Source organism: Bacteroides sp. AF39-16AC, from assembly GCF_003602735.1.
Lineage (GTDB): Bacteria > Bacteroidota > Bacteroidia > Bacteroidales > Bacteroidaceae > Bacteroides > Bacteroides uniformis.
In genome coordinates this window covers 52,696-74,733 of sequence record NZ_QTLN01000004.1, presented here as the reverse complement: position 1 = coordinate 74,733, position 22,038 = coordinate 52,696, and the positions used below count along the sequence as shown (strand labels likewise).

The following is a 22,038-nucleotide window of genomic DNA, read 5'->3' as shown; positions in this document are numbered from 1 at the left end:
TTCCAATAAAACAAATATGCAGTAGTCTTTCTTTCCGATACCTGTTCACTCCTCCACCTGCATTGCCACTACCTCCTGCAACACACAGACAGCTTCTTCCACCGTCCTGACATCCTTCACCAGCATACTCCGTTTGTTGTTCTGCTCGCGCAGGTCGCAACGGCGGGTGTACTTCATCATGTAGGCAATGACTTTGCCGAAAGCCTGGCTCTGATAGTACGGGCTATCCGGATTGGAAACAAAAAATAGAGACATGCGTCCCCCTTTCAGAAAGACCTTTTCTACACCGAGCCGGGCAGCCAGGCGTCGCAAGGGAACGATGCGCAGCAGTTCTTCCGTTTCGGGAGGAATCGGGCCGAAGCGGTCTTCGAGGCGGGAACGGAAAGCATCCACATCCTTGTCGAGTGTCAATCCGTCCAACTCGCGATAGAGCAACATACGCTCGCTGCTGCCAGTCACGTAATCGGCAGGCAACAGAAGTTCGAGGTCGCTTTCCACCTGGCATTCGTCCACAAACTGCTCGCCACTGATGACGCCTCCGTCTGCTTTCAGTTCTTCGGCATAAAGGTCGGCAAACTCGTCGGTCTTCAGTTCGTGCACAGCTTCGGAGAGAATCTTTTGATACGTCTCGTAGCCTAGGTCGGCAATGAAACCACTCTGTTCGGCACCGAGCATATTGCCTGCGCCACGGATGTCAAGGTCCTGCATGGCAATGTGGATGCCACTGCCCAGGTCGGAGAAGTTCTCGATGGCTTGCAGGCGTCGTTTTGCTTCGGGAGTAAGGGAGGACAAAGGCGGTGCCAGCAGGTAACAGAAAGCTTTTTTATTGCTCCGCCCCACACGTCCGCGCATCTGGTGCAAGTCACTGAGGCCGAAGTTCTGCGCCTGGTTGATGATAATGGTATTGGCATTGGGTATGTCGATGCCACTTTCGATGATGGTAGTGGCAAGCAGCACGTCGTAATCGTAATTGACGAAATCAAAGATTATCTTCTCCAGTTCGGCAGGCTCCATCTGTCCGTGTCCGATACAGACACGGCAGTCGGGAATGTGCCGCTCTATCATGGCCTTCAACTCAAACAGATTGGAAATACGGTTATTCACGAAGAATACCTGCCCGTTACGGCTCATCTCAAAATTGACGGCGTCGGCAATGATTTCCTCGTTGAAGGTGTGCACTTCCGTCTGGATGGGATAGCGGTTAGGCGGCGGTGTCTGGATGACGCTCAAGTCGCGCGCACCCATCAGCGAAAACTGCAAGGTACGGGGAATGGGTGTAGCCGTCATGGTCAGCGTATCCACATTCACCTTCAATTGGCGGAGTTTCTCCTTGACGGAGACGCCGAACTTCTGCTCCTCATCAATAATCAACAAACCAAGGTCTTTGAACTTAACGTCTTTTCCCAGGATACGGTGGGTACCGATAAGAATATTCACTTCCCCTTCGGCAAGCCCTTTCACTACAGCCTTTGCCTGAGCAGCGGTGCGGGCACGACTCAGATACTCCACCCGGCAAGGCAAGCCTTTCAAGCGCTCCTTGAAGGTCTGGAAATGCTGATAGGCAAGTACGGTAGTGGGCACCAGTACAGCCACCTGCTTATTGTCCGCCACAGCCTTGAAAGCGGCACGAACAGCCACCTCCGTCTTGCCGAAGCCCACGTCACCGCACACCAGGCGGTCCATCGGACGGGCACTCTCCATGTCGACCTTCACGTCGGAAGTAGCCTTGCTTTGGTCGGGGGTATCCTCATAGATGAAGGAGGCTTCCAACTCCCGTTGCAGGAAGCTGTCGGGACTGTATTGGAACCCCTTCTCCTCGCGGCGTTGCGAGTAGAGTTTTATCAAGTCGCGGGCAATATCCTTTATCTTCGTCTTGGTGCGGTCTTTCAGCTTCTCCCAGGCTCCGGTGCCGAGCTTGTTGAGGCGGGGCGCTTCACCCTCCTTTCCCTTGTACTTGGAAACCTTGTGCAGAGAGTGGATGGAGACAAACACCACATCTTCGTTCTGATAGACAATCTTCATCACCTCCTGCGTGGTGTCACCGTTGGGGATACGTACCAGTCCGGCAAAACGCCCCACACCGTGGTCGGTATGCACCACATAGTCGCCGGGGGTGAATTGGTTCAGCTCCTTCAGGCTCAAGGCCACCTTGCCGCTGCGTGCCTTGTCGCTCTTCAAGTTATACTTGTGAAAGCGGTCGAACAGCTGATGGTCGGTAAAGACGCAGATACGCAAAGTGTCGTCGGCAAAGCCTTCGTGCAGCGTCCGTTCCACGGCGGTAAAGGATATGTTGTCTCCACGGTCCTCAAAGATGGCACGGATGCGGTCAGTCTGTTTCAGGCTGTCGCTGCATATGTAGATGGTGTAGTGACGGGAGAGGTATTCGCGGAAACTCTCTGCCACCATGTCGAAGTTTTTATGGAAGATAGGCTGTACCGTAGTATGGAACGAGACGGTAGCATCCGGCGTTCCGGTGGGCTTGTTACCGAACTCCATCCGGCGGAAATCGAGGGCGCGCAGGGTGAACTCGCCACCATCAATCAGCTTGCCTTCCAGCGTGATGGCTCCATTCTCCTCCGACTCACGGGCGGCGATGGCCTGTGGGGTGAGCGATTCGTCGTGCACGGTCTGGATGCGTTCGCGTAGCCAGAGAAAATCGCGCATGGCAAGCAAGCTGTCCGACGGAAGGAAATCGAGGAACGACACCATGCCGCCGCTTCCCTTTTTTTCCAGGCTATGGCTCAAGTCGGGAACTATCACGATGCTTTCTTTCTTCTCCTTCGAGAGCTGTGTTTCCACCTCGAAGGTACGGACGCTTTCCACCTCATCGCCGAAAAAGTCTATACGGAAGGGATATTCGGAAGAGAAGGAAAAGACGTCGATAATACTGCCACGAACGGCATACTGCCCCGGCTCGTAGACGTAGTCCACATATTCGAAACCGTAGCTGCGCAATACGTCCGTCACGAAGTTCATATCCACCCTCTCGCCTGCATGCAGTTTCAGTGTATTCTCTCCCAGTTCCTTACGAGAGACCACCTTTTCGGCCAGCGCATCCGGATAGGTCACCACGCAAAGCCCCTCTTCTCCTTTTTGCAGGCGACTCAGCACTTCTGTACGGAGTATTTCGTTTGCCGCATCCTTCTGCCCGTACTTGATGGCGCGGCGGAACGAAGAAGGAAAAAACAATACCTGCTCTGTCCCCAATATCTGCGTCAAATCATGATAGAAATAACCGGCTTCCTCCATATCGCCCAGAATGAAAACGAGCGGACAAGTAGCCCGCTGAACCAATACAGACGAAAACAAAGAAGCGGCAGAGGCATATAAACCTCCGCAATATAGGTGACGGACAGAGTTATCTTTCAGAAGCCTGCACACCCCCTCTACATTGGGATGGGAAGCATAAGATTGTTGCAGTTCAGTTATATTCATTGCTTTGCGCTTTTTCCCCCGGTATTGCCTCTCATAAGGTATCCTACCGAAATAAATTCGGTGCAAAAATACACAAATAATCTTTAGCTTTGACCTGTCGGCAACTATGTTCTCTGAAATAATCTTTCTGCTGTCAGCCTGCACATCCTTCACCTTTTTTCTGTATCGCCCTATTTATCGGGGAAGGCAATGAAACTTCTTTTCCTCCAATTATGAATAACACAGCCTGCACAATCCCTATTCAGGAGTTATGTTACACAAAGTTTATCCCCAGCCTGCGGACATGTATCCCAGGGGTTGGTCTGTCTATCCCAAGGCTTGGGATAGACAGACCAAGACTGAAGAGCACTTTTTCTCCCTATATCTACCCACTTTATCCTTTATACTTCGAAAGTTTTTCTTTAATAGTTTGAATGTTTTCTGTTAATGATTGAAACGGGAATAGCTAAAGATTGAGGCTAAAGTTCAAAGTCAAGCATATGGTTCTTTGATTTAACCTGCATTCCTTATAGTCAGGAGTTAGAAGGAGCTACATAAATGAAAGAGTCGTGGCGCCAGAACTTTGCAAAATCAAGATTTGTGTGAAAATGCTGCCAGATAAAAAAGAAATGTATTACATTTGTTCCCAGTTATAACCCCCATTACCTATAAGTATGCAAACATCAGACAGCATTGTCATCATCCCCACCTACAATGAACGGGAGAATATAGAAAATATCATCCGTGCCGTTTTTGCTCTGAAACATGGTTTTCACATCCTTGTCATTGAAGACGGTTCGCCCGACGGAACAGCTGCCATTGTAAAGACCTTGCAGCAGGAGTTTCCCGAACGCCTCTTCATGGTGGAGCGCAAAGGAAAGTTAGGACTGGGTACAGCCTACATAGCCGGCTTTAAGTGGGCATTGCAACGAGGTTATGAGTATGTATTCGAAATGGATGCCGACTTCAGCCACAATCCCCAAGACTTGCCGCGACTCTACCGCGCCTGCTCCGAAGAGGGTGCCGATGTAGCCATCGGTTCACGTTATGTGAGTGGTGTGAACGTAGTGAACTGGCCCATGGGACGTGTACTGATGTCTTATTTTGCCTCCAAGTATGTACGCTTCATCACCGGGCTGCCCATCCACGATACTACAGCCGGATTTGTATGTTACCGCCGCCGGGTATTGGAGACTATCAATCTGGACGGCATCCGCTTCAAAGGATACGCCTTCCAGATAGAAATGAAATTCACCGCCTACAAATGCGGCTTCAAGGTAAAGGAAGTGCCTGTCATCTTCATCAATCGCGAACTGGGCACCTCCAAAATGAACAGCAGTATTTTTGGTGAAGCCGTATTCGGAGTGATTCGGTTGAAATGGAACAGTTGGTTCCATAAATATCCTACCGTAGATAAGGAGATGAAGTGATAGGTGATAGAGTGATAGGGGTTTACTATAAATATTAGGAAGATATGAAAAGAACATTGATACATAACGCTACGATTGTCAACGAAGGACAATCCGTGAAAGGTTCCGTAGTGATAGAAGACGGGCGCATTGCAGAGGTACTGACCAACTGGAAACCTCTCTCCGCCCCTTGTGACGAGACCATAGATGCCACCGGATGCTATCTGTTGCCTGGCATCATCGACGACCATGTACATTTTCGCGATCCCGGGCTGACCCACAAAGCGGACATCCTCACCGAAAGCCGTGCGGCTGCCGCAGGTGGTGTAACCTCCATCATGGATATGCCCAATACAAATCCGGTGACCACTACGCTGGATGCCTTGAACGCCAAACTTGATTTACTGAACGAGAAGTGTATCGTAAACCATTCCTGCTATTTCGGTGCTACAAACGACAATTACAGCGAATTCGGCAAGCTGGACAAGCACCGCGTCTGCGGCATCAAGCTATTCATGGGTTCCAGTACCGGAAACATGCTGGTAGACAAGATGAACAGCCTGCTGAACATCTTCAACGGTACAGACATGCTGATTGCCGCCCACTGCGAAGACCAGGAAACCATCAAGAACAATATTGCCAAGTATAAGGAAATGTTTGCCGGAGAGAATGATATTCCCATAGGCAAGCATCCCTACATCCGCTCTTCGGCAGCATGCTATGCATCCTCTGAACTGGCAGTACGGCTGGCAAGGATTGCCGGTGCACGGCTGCATATTCTGCATGTGTCCACAGCCAAGGAACTGCAACTGTTCAATGACTATTCACTTTCCGAGAAGCATATCACCGCCGAAGCATGCGTTGCCCATCTCCTCTTCACGCTCAGTGACTATCGCACGTTGGGCACACGTATCAAGTGCAATCCTGCCATTAAGAAGCAAGCCGACCGCGATGCCCTGCGTGCAGCCGTCAACTCCGGCCTGATAGACGTTATAGCCACCGACCATGCGCCCCATCTGCTCTCCGAAAAAGAAGGAGGTGCCTTGAAGGCCATGTCCGGCATGCCGATGATACAGTTTTCGCTTGTCAGCATGCTGCAACTGGTAGATGAGGGAATATTCACACTCGAGACCATCGTTGAAAAAATGTGCCATGCTCCCGCACAAATTTACCGCATCAACGAGCGCGGCTATATCCGTGAAGGTTACCGGGCAGACCTTGTGCTGGTACGCCCCGATACCCCGTGGGAAGTGACAGCCGACAAAGTTTTGAGCAAATGCGGCTGGAGCCCATTGGAAGGACATACCTTCAACTGGAAAGTGGAAAGGACTTTTGCCAACGGACATCCCGTTTATAGCGACGGCATGGTGGACGATGCTTATCGTGGCGAGGAACTGAGATTTGGAGAGTGAAGGCTAGGGATTAAGGATTAGGGATGAAATGGGATGAAAAGGACAATATTGGCACTGGGGCATGAATTGCTTTCGTATCGGATTCATGAAGTAACCCCTTACATCAACTGGATTTATTTCTTCCATGCCTGGGGCTTCCAGCCTCGCTTTGCAGCTATCGCAAACATCCATGGCTGCGATTCTTGCCGTGCACTTTGGCTGACGACCTTTCCCGAAGAGGAACGCACCAAGGCTTCCGAAGCCATGCAGCTCTTCAAGGAGGCCAATAGAATGCTCGACCGACTGGACGAAACAATCTCCATCCATTGCATCTTCAGGCTTTGCCAGGCAAATGCAGACGGAGATAACCTCTTGATAGAAGGAACAACCTTCCCACTGCTCCGCCAGCAGACACCCCAACCCGATGGCGGTCCATTTCTCTGTCTGAGCGATTTTGTACGTCCCCTCTCTTCAGGCACGCCCGACATCGTAGGACTTTTCGCCTCCACCATCAGTGAAGAGGCCGAAGAGACTTATAAAAGCGACCCTTACAAACATCTCCTTGTACAGACTCTGAACGACCGCCTTGCTGAAGCCGCCACAGAAAAGATGCACGAATATGTCCGCAAGGAGGCTTGGGGGTATGCCCCCGACGAATCCTTGTCCATTCCGGATCTGCTGGTCGAGAAATACCAAGGCATCCGCCCCGCTGTGGGATACCCCTCCCTACCCGACCAATCCGTGAATTTCCTGCTGGACGAACTGCTCGGCATGAAGCAGATAGGCATCACGCTGACTGAACATGGAGCCATGCACCCTCACTCCTCCGTCTGCGGCATGATGCTGGCACATCCCGCATCCCGATACTTTTCAGTGGGCAAGATTGGAGAAGACCAGCTGGACGACTACGCCCGCCGCCGGGGAATGCCAATAGGGGATATGCGGAAGTTTTTAGCCACTACAATATGAATAATGTGCTAATGTGCCTATATGCTAATGTGCCAATTGGCTGCGCTATATGTATATTGTGCTACCATGCCGCAGGTCATTGGCACATTAGCATATAGGCACATTAGCATATAGGCACATTAACACATTAAAATAATCCTTTTTGAACTGTGATTTATCGCCACACAATGCGACTAACAGTGCAAAAGCAATTCGAAAGAAGCTAAAAGATGGAAAATGCAGAACAAGAGTTTGTATCCGTGGTACGGGAGTATGAGCGCGTGATATATAAGGTGTGCTATCTGTACACCACGCCCAATGCTACCCTCAACGACCTGTATCAGGAAGTGGTGCTCAACTTATGGAAAGCATTTCCCAAGTTCCGGCGGGAGTGTAAGATTTCCACATGGATTTACCGCATCGCACTGAACACGTGCATCAGCTTTATCCGCAAAGAAAAGAACATCCCCGAAATCGTCACCCTCACCCAGGAAGCCGACCGGACTGAAGAAACCGACGAGACACAAGCCATGCTACGGCAGCTCTACCGGATGATAAACCGACTGGGACAATTGGAAAAGTCCATCATACTGCTCTATCTGGAAGAGAAAAGCTACGAAGAAATTGCTGAAATCACCGGGCTGACCTTGACAAACGTTGCCACCAAACTCAGCCGCATCAAGGACAAATTGAAAAAAATGAATAAGGAGGAATAAATATATGGAACTGGATGAACTGAAGAAATCATGGAACGCACTGAATGAACAGTTGCAGAAAGAACCGATTGCTGACGAACAGCAGATTACCGAACTGATTGCCGGCTACAAGGCCAATACCCGCAAAAGTCTGGGACGACTCGTAGTCATACAGCGTTTCTCTATCGGAATGGGAGCGGTAGGTCTGGCAGCCCTTCTGCTTATATGGCTGTTGCTGCCCACCTTCGGCTTCAATGAGCAGCTGCAAGGCAAGATTGTCGCTTTACTGGGATTCATCGCTATAAGCATCCTCATAGGCATGTGGTGGGACTGGAAAACATACCGCTGGAACAAGGACACGCGTATTGATGAAATGGGGGTTGCCGAAGTCAGTCGCCGTATGACCACCTTCCGCCAATGGACCAGATATGAAGTGATGGGCATCTCCATTTGGATTATCCTTTTCAATATCCTCAACTATTGGGTGATGGAATATCATCTGGCACCAGCCAGCGTACAAGCCCTACTGATTACCCTTTTCGTAGTATTTGACGCGCTAATTATCTATATTCTCTACAAAAAAGTGATTTACAAACATCTGGACAATATTAAAAAGAACATTGAAGAATTGAAAGATATATGCACCGAGTAACTCTTGTTTTCATCCTTTTCCTTCTCATCCCCGACCTTTACATTTACTTGGTTTATGTAGTAAGAAAAACCAGAAAGGCAGTCCTTCACTGCCTTTATTGGCTTCCCACCTTGCTATTAGCGGCAGGCTATGTTTACTTCATATTCCTTACGGGCGACAATGCGATGTCAAACCATACGCAGGCCATAGGCAGACTGGCAATTACCATCATGCTGTTTGTCTTTCCAAAAACCATATTCATGCTTTGCTCGCTGGTGGGAGTACTGGCGCACTTCATCATCCGTCGTTGTCCCCGCAGCCCGTTCACCGCTATAGGACTGGTTTTGGCTGTCGTCAGCTTCTTCAATATCCTTTACGGTACCCTGGCAGGCATCACCCGTTTCGATACAAAAGAAGTGGAATACCGTTCTGCCAATATTCCGGAAGGTTTCGACGGCTACCGCATCGTGCAAATATCGGACATACACATCGGCAGTTGGCAAGGCAATCCGGAACCCATCAAACAGTTGGTCGATTTAGTCAACGGACAGAAGCCGGACCTGATTGTCTTCACCGGTGACCTCGTGAACCAGCAGAGCCACGAACTGGATGGTTTCCAAGAAATACTCTCCCAACTATATGCACCGGACGGAGTATACTCCATCCTCGGCAACCATGACTATGGCTCATACTATCACTGGCAAAGCCCGAAAGCAGAAATCGCCAATCTGGACTATTTAATCCGGCAGCAGAAAGCAATGGGATGGAAACTGCTGAACAATGAGCATGACATCCTTCATCACAAAGGTGACAGCATAGCCCTCATCGGTGTGGAAAACGACGGGGAGCCTCCTTTCTCCCAATTTGCAGACTTGCCGCAAGCCATGCAGGGCACGGAGGGAATGTTCCAAATATTGCTCAGCCATAACCCTACCCACTGGAGGCGCGAGGTACTGCCCCAATCGGATATTTCACTGATGCTTGCAGGACACACCCACGCCATGCAAGGCATCTTGTTCGGACATTCCCTTGCCGAACTTATCTATCCGGAATGGAGAGGAATGTACTACGAAGGCAAGAGGGCTTTGTACGTAAATATTGGCATCGGCTATGTAGGACTGCCGTTCCGGTTCGGGGCATGGCCGGAAATTACAGTACTAAAATTAGTAAGAGAGAAAGAGTGACGAAATAAGAAAAAGGTATATCTTTGTAGCAATAAAAAATCCGACACCTATGAAGATACTTTATATTATTTATCAGGTTTGCTTTGCGTTGCCCATTTTATTGGTACTGACTATCCTTACAGCATTGGTCACCATCATCGGTTCGCTGATAGGAGGAGCGCATATCTGGGGTTACTATCCCGGTAAAATCTGGTCACAGCTCATCTGCTATATACTGCTTATTCCGGTGGAGGTACATGGAAGGGAGAAAATACACAAACGTACTTCCTACGTGTTTGTGCCCAATCACCAAGGTGCCTTCGACATATTCCTGATATACGGATTCCTGGGACGGAACTTCAAATGGATGATGAAGAAGAGCCTGCGCAAAATCCCGTTTGTCGGCAAGGCATGCGAGAGCGCAGGACATATCTTCGTCGACCGTTCCAGCCCCAAGAAGGTGCTTGCCACCATGCGGCAGGCAGAATCATCTTTGAAAGACGGCGTGTCACTGGTAGTATTTCCCGAAGGGGCACGTACCTTCACGGGACACATGGGGTACTTCAAGAGAGGTGCTTTCCAGTTGGCAGATGAACTGCAACTGGAAGTGGTGCCCGTCACTATAGACGGCTCGTTCGAGATTCTTCCACGCACCGGAAAGTGGATACACCGTCACCGGATGATACTGACCATCCATGAACCTATTCCTCCCAAAGGGAAAGGGGCAGAAAACATCAAGGCAAGCATGAACGAGGCTTATGCGGCGGTGGAGAGTGCATTGCCGGAAAAGTATAAAGGGATGGTGAAGAACGAAGACCAGGACAGATAAAGACATAATGACAAACGGGAATGCCTGAATATCCTATCAAGATATTCAGGCATTCCCGTTTGTCATTATCAACTCATTCCTGTTTATTTCTGTCCTCCTACAGAAGCATTTTGCTTCATGCGTTTCTGCTCTTCAATCAGCTGCATGTTCTCCTTCGCCTTTGTAAGGAAATCCTTCACCAAAGTATTCTCTTTAAAAGACAAGGGAGCAGTTCTCATGATGTCCTCAATCTGCGGAGTCATCACCGGATAGGGCAGTGTGCTGCACATCATCATGAATACACTGGGGCCCAGCACATTCTCAAAGTTATCTACAATGAACTGCCGGACGTAGTCGTTCATCTCCTTCACAAGTGCTTCGCCTTCCTTTGCCAACTGCCCATGCACGTCATCCAGATTGGCACCGTCCAGCACCATACGCGCCTCTTTCCGTTCCAGCTCCTCTATCTTCACTTCCAGGGAATTGCGCTTGTCTATGAACTCGTACAGTTTGTCATTCAAAGGAGTCCCTTTGGCAATCAACTGAGTATTGGAGATGGAAACCACGATTTTGCCGTCTTCCAGCACCAAAGGCATAATGCCCTCGTGGTCCATATAAAGAGTCACCATCATCACGGAATCGGCCCGGCCTTTCATCTTGAAATGCCCATGGATAACCTCTGCCGAATCGACGTTCACCCATTGCCCGTCCCGAAGCGTCTTGAGGAACAACATCTTTCCGTCAAGGCTGGTTACCGAGGAACTGCCCTCTATCTTATACTTGCGGTTGCAAGAAGTAAAGAGCACAAGCAGGAGCAAAAAGGGTAAAATGCGGTTCACACTCATTCTAATCATGCAAGAAACGATTTTTGAATTACACCCAGCAAAGGTATTAATATTCCTTATAAACCGAATAGAAAGAAAGGATTTTTCATTCGGTTTACGTATTTTTGCACAATTATAAATCATAAAAATAGAGAAAATATACATGTCAACCTATGCACCTTTTGCCAAACCGCTCTATGTAATGCTGAAACCGGTAGGTGCGGTATGCAATCTGGCATGCGATTATTGCTATTATCTGGAGAAATCCAAACTATATAGAGACAACCCCAAGCATGTGATGAGCGAGGAACTGCTGGAAAAGTTCATCGAGGAGTACATCAACTCGCAGACCATGCCCCAGGTTCTGTTCACCTGGCATGGCGGAGAGACGCTGATGCGTCCGCTCTCTTTCTACAAACGTGCCATGGAGCTGCAAAAGAAATATGCCAACGGACGCACCATAGACAACTGCATACAGACCAACGGCACGTTGCTGACCGATGAATGGTGCCGGTTTTTCAAAGAAAACAACTGGCTGGTGGGTGTCTCCATAGACGGGCCTCAGGAGTTCCATGACGAATACCGGAAGAACAAGCAGGGCAAGCCCTCTTTCGTCAAGGTGATGCAGGGCATCAACCTGCTGAAAAAGCACGGTGTGGAATGGAACGGAATGGCAGTGGTCAATGACTACAACGCCGACTATCCGCTGGACTTCTATAATTTCTTCAAGGAGATAGGATGCCATTACATCCAGTTTGCCCCCATCGTGGAGCGCATTGCCCCTCATGGGGACGGACGCCATCTTGCCTCCCTGGCAGACAAGGAAAAGAGCACGCAGCTGGCAGACTTTTCCGTCACGCCGGAACAATGGGGAGACTTCCTATGCGCCTTGTTCGACGAATGGGTAAAGCAGGACGTGGGTACTTACTACATACAGTTATTCGACTCTACCCTTGCCAACTGGATAGGCGAACAACCGGGTGTATGTTCCATGGCAAAGACTTGCGGCCATGCAGGCGTCATGGAGTTCAACGGAGACGTATATGCGTGCGACCATTTTGTTTTCCCCGAATATAAACTGGGCAACATCCATCAGAATACACTGGTGGAGATGATGTACGGAGAACGGCAACAAGCCTTCGGACTGATGAAGCAACAATCTCTCCCCACCCAATGCAGGGAGTGCGAATGGCTGTTTGCCTGCAACGGCGAATGTCCAAAGAACCGTTTTGCACGTACAGCCGACGGAGAGCCGGGACTGAATTACCTTTGTGCAGGATATCATAAGTTCTTCAGTCACGCAGCCCCATACATGGACTTTATGAAGAACGAACTGATGAACCAGCGTCCGCCTGCAAACATTATGGAAGCAATAAGAAACAATGCCATAAAGCCATAAGCCCACAAGCGATGACAATGAAATTCAAAGACATTACTTAATAATTGATTATATGAAGATTACATTTAAGAAAGGTTTGCTTGCGGCCATTGCCGCACTGACAGTCTGCTCTGCGCGTGCAGACGAAGGAATGTGGTTGTTGCAACTGATGAAGCAGCAGAACTCCATCGACATGATGAAAAAGCAAGGACTGAAGCTGGAGGCTGACGACCTTTACAATCCCAACGGCGTGTCACTGAAAGATGCTGTAGGTATCTTTGGCGGTGGCTGTACCGGCGAAATCATCTCTCCGGAAGGACTGATTCTGACCAATCACCATTGCGGATACGGTGCCATACAGCAGCACAGCAGCGTGGAACACGATTATCTGACAGATGGTTTCTGGGCCATGAACCGCAGTGAAGAACTGCCCTCCCCGGGATTGAAATTCCGTTTCGTGCACCGCATTGTAGACATCACCGACCTTGTCAACGCTAAAATAAAGGCAGGCGAAGTGACGGAAATCGATGCACTGACTTCCCCGTTCCTCAACAAACTGGCAAAAGAGGAACTGGAGAAGAGCGATTTGAAGGGTAAACCGGGCATTGAAGTGCGCGCACTCCCCTTCTATGCAGGAAACAAATTCTATATGTTCTATTATAAGGTATACAGCGACGTGCGTATGGTTGCCGCTCCTCCCTCCTCGGTAGGTAAGTTTGGCGGTGAGACCGACAACTGGATGTGGCCGCGCCACACGGGCGACTTCTCCATGTTCCGTATCTATGCCGATGCCAACGGAGAGCCGGCTGAATACAGTGAAAGCAACGTACCCCTGAAAACCCCGAAGTTCCTGCCCATCTCCATCAAAGGTCTGAACGAAGGTGACTACGCCATGATTATGGGCTTCCCCGGCAGCACAGAACGTTACCTCACCCAGAGCGAAGTGAAACAACGCATGAACGCCGTGAATCAGGCAATGATTGATATGCGCGGCGTACGCCTCGAAGTGCTGCGCAAGTATATGGATGCCAGTGACAAGACCCGCATCCAGTATGCCAGCAAGTTTGCCGGAAGCAGTAACTACTGGAAGAACTCCATTGGTATGAACAAGGCAATCATCGACAATGACGTGTTGGGCGCCAAAGCCGAAATCGAGAAAAAGTATGCCGCCTTTGCCCAAGGAAAACCCGAATACGAGGGTGTGGTAGAGAAAATTGATGCCATCATCGAGAAAAGCACCCCCACGCTGCGCCAGCTCTACTATACCAACGAAGCATTGCGCGGTGCTATCGAATTCGGCAGTACCTACCTTATCATGGATAACATAAAGAAAGCGCTCGAAGAGAAGAACGACTCATTGCTGCAAGCTTCGAAGAAGCAGTTGGAAAATGCATACGATGGTATCCACAATAAAGACTACGACCACGAAGTGGACCGCGCCGTAGCCAAAGCCATCCTGCCCGCCCTTGCCAAGGCACTGAACGCCGACGAGCTGCCCTCCTTCTACCAAACCATCAACGGAGAGTTCAAGGGCGACTACAACGCATACGTAGACAACATTTACGACAACTCCATCCTCTCCAACCGCAAGAACCTGGATAAATTCCTGGCAAAGCCCACCGTGAAAGCCATCGAGAAAGACCCTGCTACGGCTTACTCGCGCTCCAAGAACGAAAAGCTGCAGGAACTCGGAAAGCAATACATGGAACTGGAAAGCGGAATGGAACTGCTCCACAAGGCCTACATCCGTGGCTTGGGTGAAATGAAACAGCCCGTCCCCTCCTATCCGGATGCCAACTTCACCATGCGTCTGACCTATGGTAATGTAAAATCATACAGCCCACGCGATGCCGTACACTACGACTACTATACCACTACCGACGGTATCCTTGAAAAAGAGAATCCCGAAGACCGTGAATTCGTGGTACCCGCCAAGCTGAAAGAACTGATTCAAAAGAAAGACTTCGGACGCTACGCCATGGCAGACGGCACCATGCCGGTTTGCTTCCTCACGACGAACGACATCACCGGCGGTAACTCCGGCAGCCCCGTCATCAATGGCGAAGGACAGCTCATCGGTACTGCTTTCGACGGCAACTGGGAATCTCTGAGCGGTGACATCAACTTCAACAATGACCTGCAGCGTTGCATTGCACTGGATATACGCTACGTGCTCTTCATCCTCGACAAACTGGGCAATTGCAGTCATCTGATAAAAGAAATGAACATTATAGAATAAATTAAAGCCTCTGAGAGATTACCTCCCATACTGAATGGCATTCAGTCGTATAGTGAATGCCATTCAGTCGTATACTTAACCCTATTCAGTCGTATACTGAATAGCCCCCCTCTCAGATGCTCTTCTAACGCACATCACCATGAAAAGGATCCTATTATCATTATTCATTACATCTTCTGTCCTTGCCGCACACGCCGACGAAGGTATGTGGATGCTCACCGACCTGCAAAAGCAGAACGAAGTAGCCATGACGGAACTCGGACTGCTCATCCCCACCAACCAAATCTACAATCCCGACGGCATTGCCCTGAAGGATGCCGTGGTGCATTTCGGCGGTGGCTGTACCGGCGAAGTCATCTCTGCCGAAGGCCTGGTACTGACCAACCACCACTGCGGCTATGGCGCCATACAGCAACACAGCTCGGTGGAACACGACTACCTGACCGACGGTTTCTGGGCTATGTCCCGCGAAGAGGAGCTTCCCTGCAAGGGACTCACCGTCACCTACATCGACCGGATACTGGACGTGACAGACTACGTAAACGAACAACTGAAAACCGACGACGACCCGAACGGCACCAATTATCTGTCTCCCAAATACCTGAAGACAGTAGCCGACCGCTTCGCCAAGTCCGAAGGCATCGCCCTGACACCCGGCCGCAAGCTGGAACTGAAAGCCTTCTACGGTGGAAACAGATACTATCTGTTCGTAAAGACCACCTATAGCGACATCCGCATGGTAGGCGCTCCCCCCTCCTCCATCGGCAAGTTCGGCGCAGACACCGACAACTGGATGTGGCCCCGCCACACGGGAGATTTCTCCATCTTCCGCATCTATGCCGACAAAGACGGGAAACCCGCCGCTTACAGCAAAGACAACGTTCCCCTAAAAGTGAAGAAACATCTCACCATCAGCCTTGACGGCTATCGCAAGGGCGACTTTACCTTCGTCATGGGATTCCCCGGACGCAACTGGCGCTACATGATTTCCGACGAGGTGGAAGAGCGTATGCAAACCACCAACTTCATGCGCCACCACGTGCGCGATGTCCGCCAGAAAGCTCTGATGAAACAAATGTTGCAAGACGATGCCGTACGCATCCACTATGCCAGCAAGTATGCATCTTCTGCCAACTACTGGAAAAATGCCATCGGTATGAACGAAGGTCTCGTCCGTCTGAAAGTATTGGACACTAAACGTGCACAGCAAGAGGCACTCCTGGCACGCGGACGCTCGCTGAACGACAATAGCTATCAGCAAGCATTCGACCAGATACGCGCCATCGTAAAGCAACGCCGTCCAGCCCTCTACCACCAGCAAGCCATTCAGGAAGCACTGGTGACGGGACTCGATTTCATGCGTATCCCCAGCACCGCAGGACTGGTATCTGCCTTGAAGAACAAGGACAAGAAACAGATTGCAGCAGCTAAAGACAGCCTTCAGAAGGCAGCCGACCGCTACTTTGCCTCTGTCCCCTTCCCCGAAGTGGAACGTATTGTTGGCAAGGAAATGCTGAAAATCTACATGAAGTATATCCCTGCCGAACAACGCATCGGTATTTTCCAAATCATAGACAAGCGTTTCAAGGGCAACAGCGACGCTTTCATCGACGCCTGCTTTGAACATTCCATCTTCGGCAACAAGGAGAACTTTGCCAAGTTCATCCGCAAGCCCAGCCTCTACAAGATTAATACAGACTGGATGGTCTTGCTGAAATATTCCATCACGGACGGCCTGCTTCAGACCTCCATTGCCATGATGGATGCCAATAAAAACTACAATGCCGCCCACAAGGTATGGGTAAAGGGCATGATGGACATGAAACTTGCCAATGGTCAGCCCATCTATCCGGATGCCAACTCCACCTTGCGCCTGACCTACGGTCAAGTGCTCCCCTACGCTCCGGCAGACGGTGTGAAATATGATTACTACACCACTCTGAAAGGAGCTATGGAGAAGGAAGATCCCGACAATTGGGAGTTTGTAGTCCCCGCCAAACTGAAACAGCTGTACCAGGCAAAGGATTTCGGACGTTATGCCATGCCGAACGGCGAAATGCCCATCTGCTTCATTGTCAACACAGACAATACCGGTGGAAACTCCGGCAGCCCAGTGTTCAATGCCAAAGGAGAACTGATAGGTACCGGCTTTGACCGCAATTACGAAGGTCTGACTGGCGACATTGCCTTCCGTCCGTCCTCCCAACGAGCAGCATGTGTAGACATCCGCTACACCTTGTTCATCATCGACAAATACGCGGGAGCTTCGCATCTCATTGAAGAGATGACGATTAAATAATGATTTAGCGAACAAATCCTCCTCCTATTTTGTTATCATTACAAATAAATAAAAACAGAAAGGAAAAAATTATGGAAAAGTTTGAAGAATTGATACAATCAGAAAAGCCCGTTTTAGTTGATTTCTTTGCAACCTGGTGTGGCCCGTGCAAGGCCATGCATCCGGTACTGGAGGAACTCAAAAACGAAATAGGAGATGCTGCCCGTATCGCCAAAATAGATGTAGACCAGCACGAAGAGCTTGCTGCCCGCTACCGCATACAAGCAGTACCGACATTTATCGTATTTAAAAAAGGTGAAGCCGTATGGCGCCATTCGGGTGTCATCAGCGGTAAGGATTTGAAAGCCGTTATAGAACAAAACTCTTAACAAGAAGAAATGAAGAAGATTATAGCAATGGTTGCCCTCGTGTTTTCTTGCATGCTGGCCTATGCTCAAACAAACGGAGAAGTTATCGTCATGAACAAAGCCATGTTCATCAAGGATGTGTTCGACTATGAGAAATCCCAGGACTGGAAATACAAGGGAAACAAGCCTGCCATCATAGACTTATATGCCGACTGGTGCGGACCTTGCCGCATGGTGACTCCCATTATGAAGGAACTGGCCAAAGAGTATGCCGATAAAATCGTTGTCTACAAAGTCAATGTGGATAAGGAAAAGGAACTGGCAGCGTTGTTCAATGCAACAAGCATCCCTCTTTTTGTATTCATCCCTATGAATGGAGAGCCTCAGCTCTTCCGCGGAGCAGCCGATAAGGCTACCTACAAAAAGGCGATTGACGACTTTTTACTGAAAACAGAATAGTTCATAATAGAAAGAAAAAACTCCTGACTACCTTTACAAAAAGGCAAGTCAGGAGTTTCTGTATCCTATTCACTCAAAACACGATAGGCATCTCTTTCCATTCTCCTCCGTGTAGTTCCATCACCGATTCATATCCAGCTTTCCTCAAGGCACACAAAGCTTCGGGACGTCCGTTGCTTATCCGTTCCGGATAGTGTGAATCACTGTTTACCTGCACACGTACACCCAAATCATGCAGGTAGGAGAAATACCGCTCATTGGGGTAAAAAGTACCCAGGTCATGATAGGCTTTGGTATTGACCTCTACCTGATAGCCGCGACGGGCAATATCTGCGAAATACGCCCTAACCAGCTCATCATACCAAGGCTCGTCCAGCAATCCCGGGCGATAGCATGCTGCATTGTAGTGCATCTTATCGGCATGGCCCACAATATCAAAACCACCCAGCTCGAGCATCCTCGTCAACCTACCATAATAGAGACGGACCACATGCTCCAAGTCACCGCAGAAATGTCCGTCTACAATGGTCTTAAAGGTATCCGCAGGTACATCTACATCCACCACTTCCCCTTTGTCATTGTAGAGAAGATGTACAGAACCAATACGGTAGTCCAACGGCAACTCCCTGAAACGGGCGATGGACGGATTACTCGCTTCATTCAGATAATCAATCTCCAGACCGATATACAGTTCGATACGTCCAGCATACTTCTCCTTCAGACGATGGAATTCAGATAGATAGTCGTCCATGATATCCCACTCCATAGTCCATGCCGTAGAAAAAGGCAATGGAGCATGCGATGAAAAGCCATAAGATGTAAAACCTTCACTCAATGCAAAACGCACAAAGTCCTCCATGCCGGCACGCCCGTCACAATAAAGGCTATGGCTATGATAATTCGTCAGATTTCCCACTTTCTCAGTTCTAATTTTTAATTCTTAATTTTCAATTTCGAACTTCAGTTCGATTCTATCTCACTCAGCTCCAGCCAGCGCAATGTTTTTTCGTCAATCAAGTCCGACAATTCCGGCAAACGTTTCGACTTCTCCGTCAGTTCGTCCACAGACAAAGTACCGCTGCACAAAGCCTCTTCAATTGCATTCTTTTCGGTTTCCAGGTCGGCTATCTCCTGCTCCAATTGTTCAAACTCGCGTTTTTCCTTAAAAGACATGCGCCGCTTTTCGTTCAGACGCACCTTCGCCGTCTTGTCCTCCTGAGCCTTGGCGGCTTCTTTCTCTTTCTCCTTTTCCTGATGGACTTTCGCATCTTTCCAGTCGCGATATTGTGTATAGTTGCCGGGAAAGTCGCGGATGTCCCCTTGTCCGTTGAACACTAACAGATGGTCTACCACTTTGTCCATGAAATAACGGTCGTGGCTCACCACAATCACGCATCCTTTGAAATTCTGCAAATACTCTTCCAGCACATTCAGCGTCACAATATCGAGGTCATTGGTCGGCTCATCCAGCACCAGGAAGTTGGGATTGCGCATCAGGACCGTACACAGATAGAGGCGGCGGCGTTCTCCCCCACTCAGCTTGTAGACATAGCTGTGCTGTGTCTCGGGAGTAAACAGGAAATGTTGCAGGAATTGCGATGCCGTCAGCTTCTTGCCGTTGCCCAGTTCTATGACTTCGGCAATGTCCTGCACTACATCAATCACTTTCATCTGCTCGTCAAACTGCAAGCCGTCCTGCGAGTAGTAACCGAAGCGGACCGTCTCGCCAATGTCCAGCGTACCGCTGTCTGCCTGCTCCAACCCCATCAGTATCTTGATGAAGGTCGACTTGCCCGTACCGTTATTCCCTACGATACCCATCTTTTCGTAACGGGAGAAGATGTAGGAGAAATCATTCAGAATCTTCAAGTCACCAAAGGATTTGTACAGATGGTCTGCCTCGAATATCTTACTGCCTATATAAGAAGCCTTAACGTCCAGCTTTACATTGTCGTTGTTGAAACGCTGCTTAGCCACCTTCTCCAACTCGTAAAAGGCATCCTCCCGATAGCGTGCCTTGTGCCCGCGGGCTTGCGGCATGCGGCGCATCCATTCCAGCTCTGTGCGGTAGAGGTTATTGGCACGTTCTATCTCCACAGTCTTGGCCTCGATACGCTCTTGGCGCTTCTCCAGATAATAACTGTAATTGCCTTTATACTGATAAATCTGCCGGTTGTCTATCTCTACGATTTCGGAGCATACCCGGTCGAGGAAATAACGGTCGTGCGTCACCATCAGCAAGCTGAGGTTATTCCGGCGGAGATATTCCTCCAGCCACTCCGTCATATCGAGGTCGAGGTGGTTGGTAGGCTCGTCCAGTATCAGCAAATCGGGTTCAGTGATAAGGGTATTGGCAAGTGCCACACGCTTCAACTGCCCGCCGGACAGATGTTTTACGTGCTGACTGAAATCACGTATTTTAAGTTGAGACAGAATCTGTTTCGCCTTCTGCTCGTACTCCCAAGCTTTTTCATGGTCCATACGCACCAGAATTTCGTCCAAGCCGGGATGCCCCTCCGTTTCCATGCAACGTTCATACTCCTTGATTAGCTCGACGGTACTGTTGCCATGATGGAAGCACGCTTCGAGCACGGTCAGCTCTTCGGGATATTGCGGGTCTTGTTCCAGATAACCCACACGCAAATCACGACGGAAGGAAATGGTGCCATTGTCATACCCTTCCTTGCCGGAAAGGATATTGAGCAATGTCGTCTTGCCACTGCCGTTCTTGGCTATCAACCCGACACGCTGTCCCTCGGACAAGCCCAAAGAAATATTTTCGAATAGTACCAAGTCACCGAACGACTTGGTCAAGTTTTCCACCTGAAGAATTGAATTTACTGCTGCCAATGCTTTAATAGTTGAAAAATGAAAATTGAAAGTTGAAAATCACAGTACCGAGATGACCGGACCTTAGAACAAGGAGCTGTATATCTCCGGCAGATTCACTTTACCTCCTGCCTTTACTTTGCTCCAAACCAGCTTCATGGGGTCTATCCATTCACCGGTAGACGTGTTCAGCAATATGGGCGCTTCCCGGTTTCCGTCCACCAAGGTACGCCATTCCATACCGTCCACTTCATTGGCGAAAATAACACAAAGCGCGATGCCAAAAGCCAGCCATGCATCCTTCTTCTTAGGACCGATGTTGCTTTCTTCCATCATCTGCTGCATCTTGGCAATGTCTTCCTCGGCTCCCTGGAAATCCTTCTTCAACGATTCCTTTATAGTAGTATCCACCCACTCGTATGCTTCATTAATCTGGTAGATTTCCGAAAGGCGCACCGGAATTATCTCCGCTGGATACTTCACTCCATCCTTCCGCGTTTCCAGCGAAGCGATAATCTTCTCCGCTTCTGCAACCGGCTCTCCTTTCTTCACCGTAAACGAACATTCAAAGGCAACTTCATCCGCGCCCGTTATCCATAAATGGGAAGTATAGTACGCACCTTCTTCCTCGAACATCTCCTTACTATATGCACATTCCATCCGGCCTATCCTAACCGGAATGGCAGAGGAGTTTTCCCGTAACTCTTGCTTCACGGAGTCCTTGCCATATGTAGCATTCCCTTTGAAAGCCGAAATGCGAAAATTACCGGTCCACTCATTGGGGTTATAAAAAAGGAAAGAGCCTTCCCCGTCCTCGAATTCATTCCAGTCTGCCGGATAAGTCATGGAGAACCATGCCCCCGGAGAGATAAATTTCTTGCTTTGTTCCATATATAGACTAATCTTTGCAAAGACAGTTCCTACCATCTCAGCTATTTCTCGCAAAGATAGTACAAACCGAATGCAAAATAAAATGAACTTGTCCATTTTTTATGCTGAGGTGCAGCCTATCTTCGGTTTTAGGGCAAAAGTAACATATTACCGCCGTTGATATGCAAACAAACGAAACAAAAAAACAGCCGATTCTCACGAACCGGCTGTTCCAATCATCATCTATGAATGAAGACCATTAGAGCCTTCAATATCTTAACTATATCTTAAAATCCACATTTTGGGCGTAAAGATAATGAATTTGTATCACAAA

At 49.2% G+C, this 22,038-nt stretch carries 17 protein-coding genes; 12 read left to right on the top strand and 5 right to left on the bottom strand.

All coding sequences use genetic code 11. From position 1 onward, the window contains the following. Positions 1-45 precede the first annotated feature (45 nt). On the bottom strand, positions 46-3,435 hold the full coding sequence (mfd, locus tag DW039_RS05540; RefSeq protein WP_120381825.1) for a transcription-repair coupling factor: 3,390 nt from the start codon (positions 3,433-3,435) through the stop codon (positions 46-48). A 653-nt stretch (positions 3,436-4,088) separates the two neighbouring features. Between mfd and DW039_RS05535 the strand changes: the two genes are divergently transcribed. From DW039_RS05535 to DW039_RS05505, 7 genes are all read left to right on the top strand, one after another. Continuing rightward, positions 4,089-4,844: a polyprenol monophosphomannose synthase gene (locus DW039_RS05535; protein WP_005836010.1), complete on the top strand. Its 756-nt coding sequence runs from the start codon at positions 4,089-4,091 to the stop codon at positions 4,842-4,844. Between the two features lie 44 nt (positions 4,845-4,888). Continuing rightward, entirely contained in the window at positions 4,889-6,235 is a 1,347-nt protein-coding gene (locus tag DW039_RS05530) for a dihydroorotase (RefSeq protein ID WP_057252650.1), read from the top strand. 33 nt (positions 6,236-6,268) lie between these two features. Continuing rightward, positions 6,269-7,183 (top strand): vitamin B12 dependent-methionine synthase activation domain-containing protein, encoded by a 915-nt coding sequence (locus tag DW039_RS05525; protein WP_005826699.1) that lies wholly within the window; start codon positions 6,269-6,271, stop codon positions 7,181-7,183. A gap of 209 nt (positions 7,184-7,392) precedes the next feature. Beyond that, on the top strand, positions 7,393-7,878 hold the full coding sequence (locus DW039_RS05520; RefSeq protein WP_005826701.1) for an RNA polymerase sigma factor: 486 nt from the start codon (positions 7,393-7,395) through the stop codon (positions 7,876-7,878). 4 nt (positions 7,879-7,882) lie between these two features. Further along, entirely contained in the window at positions 7,883-8,509 is a 627-nt protein-coding gene (locus DW039_RS05515) for a hypothetical protein (RefSeq protein ID WP_005826703.1), read from the top strand. Further along, positions 8,497-9,672, top strand: a complete 1,176-nt coding sequence (locus DW039_RS05510; protein WP_005826704.1) for a metallophosphoesterase — start codon at positions 8,497-8,499, stop codon at positions 9,670-9,672. The genes DW039_RS05515 and DW039_RS05510 overlap by 13 nt, the downstream gene beginning before the upstream one ends. Before the next feature lie 49 nt (positions 9,673-9,721). After that, positions 9,722-10,480: a 1-acyl-sn-glycerol-3-phosphate acyltransferase gene (locus DW039_RS05505; protein ID WP_005826706.1), complete on the top strand. Its 759-nt coding sequence runs from the start codon at positions 9,722-9,724 to the stop codon at positions 10,478-10,480. Between the two features lie 83 nt (positions 10,481-10,563). On the opposite strand, the gene DW039_RS05500 is transcribed toward DW039_RS05505, so the two are convergent. Next, a complete protein-coding gene (locus DW039_RS05500; protein WP_008663699.1) occupies positions 10,564-11,313 on the bottom strand; it encodes a DUF4369 domain-containing protein in 750 nt (249 codons plus the stop codon). Between the two features lie 133 nt (positions 11,314-11,446). Here DW039_RS05500 and DW039_RS05495 point away from each other — a divergent pair, with 133 nt between their 5' ends. From DW039_RS05495 to DW039_RS05475, 5 genes are all read left to right on the top strand, one after another. After that, a complete protein-coding gene (locus DW039_RS05495) occupies positions 11,447-12,682 on the top strand; it encodes an anaerobic sulfatase-maturation protein (RefSeq protein WP_057088086.1) in 1,236 nt (411 codons plus the stop codon). A 52-nt stretch (positions 12,683-12,734) separates the two neighbouring features. Next, complete coding sequence (locus DW039_RS05490; protein ID WP_120381784.1) at positions 12,735-14,900, top strand: S46 family peptidase; 2,166 nt, start codon at positions 12,735-12,737, stop codon at positions 14,898-14,900. Between the two features lie 139 nt (positions 14,901-15,039). Further along, a complete protein-coding gene (locus DW039_RS05485; protein ID WP_118132268.1) occupies positions 15,040-17,199 on the top strand; it encodes a S46 family peptidase in 2,160 nt (719 codons plus the stop codon). A gap of 71 nt (positions 17,200-17,270) precedes the next feature. Continuing rightward, positions 17,271-17,567 carry a thioredoxin gene (gene trxA, locus DW039_RS05480; RefSeq protein ID WP_005826711.1) on the top strand — a complete coding sequence of 99 codons (297 nt, stop codon included), beginning with the start codon at positions 17,271-17,273 and terminating at the stop codon, positions 17,565-17,567. Positions 17,568-17,576: 9 nt separating this feature from the next. Then, positions 17,577-18,005 carry a co-chaperone YbbN gene (locus DW039_RS05475; RefSeq protein WP_120381783.1) on the top strand — a complete coding sequence of 143 codons (429 nt, stop codon included), beginning with the start codon at positions 17,577-17,579 and terminating at the stop codon, positions 18,003-18,005. A 73-nt stretch (positions 18,006-18,078) separates the two neighbouring features. On the opposite strand, the gene DW039_RS05470 is transcribed toward DW039_RS05475, so the two are convergent. The 3 genes from DW039_RS05470 to DW039_RS05460 all read right to left on the bottom strand — a co-directional run bounded on the left by DW039_RS05470 (position 18,079) and on the right by DW039_RS05460 (position 21,725). Further along, entirely contained in the window at positions 18,079-18,921 is an 843-nt protein-coding gene (locus tag DW039_RS05470) for a histidinol-phosphatase (protein WP_034525511.1), read from the bottom strand. Positions 18,922-18,965: 44 nt separating this feature from the next. Then, positions 18,966-20,855: an ABC-F family ATP-binding cassette domain-containing protein gene (locus tag DW039_RS05465; protein ID WP_120381782.1), complete on the bottom strand. Its 1,890-nt coding sequence runs from the start codon at positions 20,853-20,855 to the stop codon at positions 18,966-18,968. Between the two features lie 63 nt (positions 20,856-20,918). Next, positions 20,919-21,725, bottom strand: coding sequence for a DUF3805 domain-containing protein (locus DW039_RS05460; protein ID WP_165853102.1), 807 nt, complete (start codon positions 21,723-21,725; stop codon positions 20,919-20,921). Positions 21,726-22,038: the final 313 nt, after the last annotated feature.

Bases quoted from the DNA above. Each gene is read 5' to 3' on its own strand.
- mfd (WP_120381825.1), bottom strand. From the start codon at position 3,435: ATGAATATAACTGAACTGCAACAATCTTATGCTTCCCATCCCAATGTA.
- DW039_RS05535 (WP_005836010.1), top strand. From the start codon at position 4,089: ATGCAAACATCAGACAGCATTGTCATCATCCCCACCTACAATGAACGG.
- DW039_RS05530 (WP_057252650.1), top strand. From the start codon at position 4,889: ATGAAAAGAACATTGATACATAACGCTACGATTGTCAACGAAGGACAA.
- DW039_RS05525 (WP_005826699.1), top strand. From the start codon at position 6,269: ATGAAAAGGACAATATTGGCACTGGGGCATGAATTGCTTTCGTATCGG.
- DW039_RS05520 (WP_005826701.1), top strand. From the start codon at position 7,393: ATGGAAAATGCAGAACAAGAGTTTGTATCCGTGGTACGGGAGTATGAG.
- DW039_RS05515 (WP_005826703.1), top strand. From the start codon at position 7,883: ATGGAACTGGATGAACTGAAGAAATCATGGAACGCACTGAATGAACAG.
- DW039_RS05510 (WP_005826704.1), top strand. From the start codon at position 8,497: ATGCACCGAGTAACTCTTGTTTTCATCCTTTTCCTTCTCATCCCCGAC.
- DW039_RS05505 (WP_005826706.1), top strand. From the start codon at position 9,722: ATGAAGATACTTTATATTATTTATCAGGTTTGCTTTGCGTTGCCCATT.
- DW039_RS05500 (WP_008663699.1), bottom strand. From the start codon at position 11,313: ATGATTAGAATGAGTGTGAACCGCATTTTACCCTTTTTGCTCCTGCTT.
- DW039_RS05495 (WP_057088086.1), top strand. From the start codon at position 11,447: ATGTCAACCTATGCACCTTTTGCCAAACCGCTCTATGTAATGCTGAAA.
- DW039_RS05490 (WP_120381784.1), top strand. From the start codon at position 12,735: ATGAAGATTACATTTAAGAAAGGTTTGCTTGCGGCCATTGCCGCACTG.
- DW039_RS05485 (WP_118132268.1), top strand. From the start codon at position 15,040: ATGAAAAGGATCCTATTATCATTATTCATTACATCTTCTGTCCTTGCC.
- trxA (WP_005826711.1), top strand. From the start codon at position 17,271: ATGGAAAAGTTTGAAGAATTGATACAATCAGAAAAGCCCGTTTTAGTT.
- DW039_RS05475 (WP_120381783.1), top strand. From the start codon at position 17,577: ATGAAGAAGATTATAGCAATGGTTGCCCTCGTGTTTTCTTGCATGCTG.
- DW039_RS05460 (WP_165853102.1), bottom strand. From the start codon at position 21,725: ATGGAACAAAGCAAGAAATTTATCTCTCCGGGGGCATGGTTCTCCATG.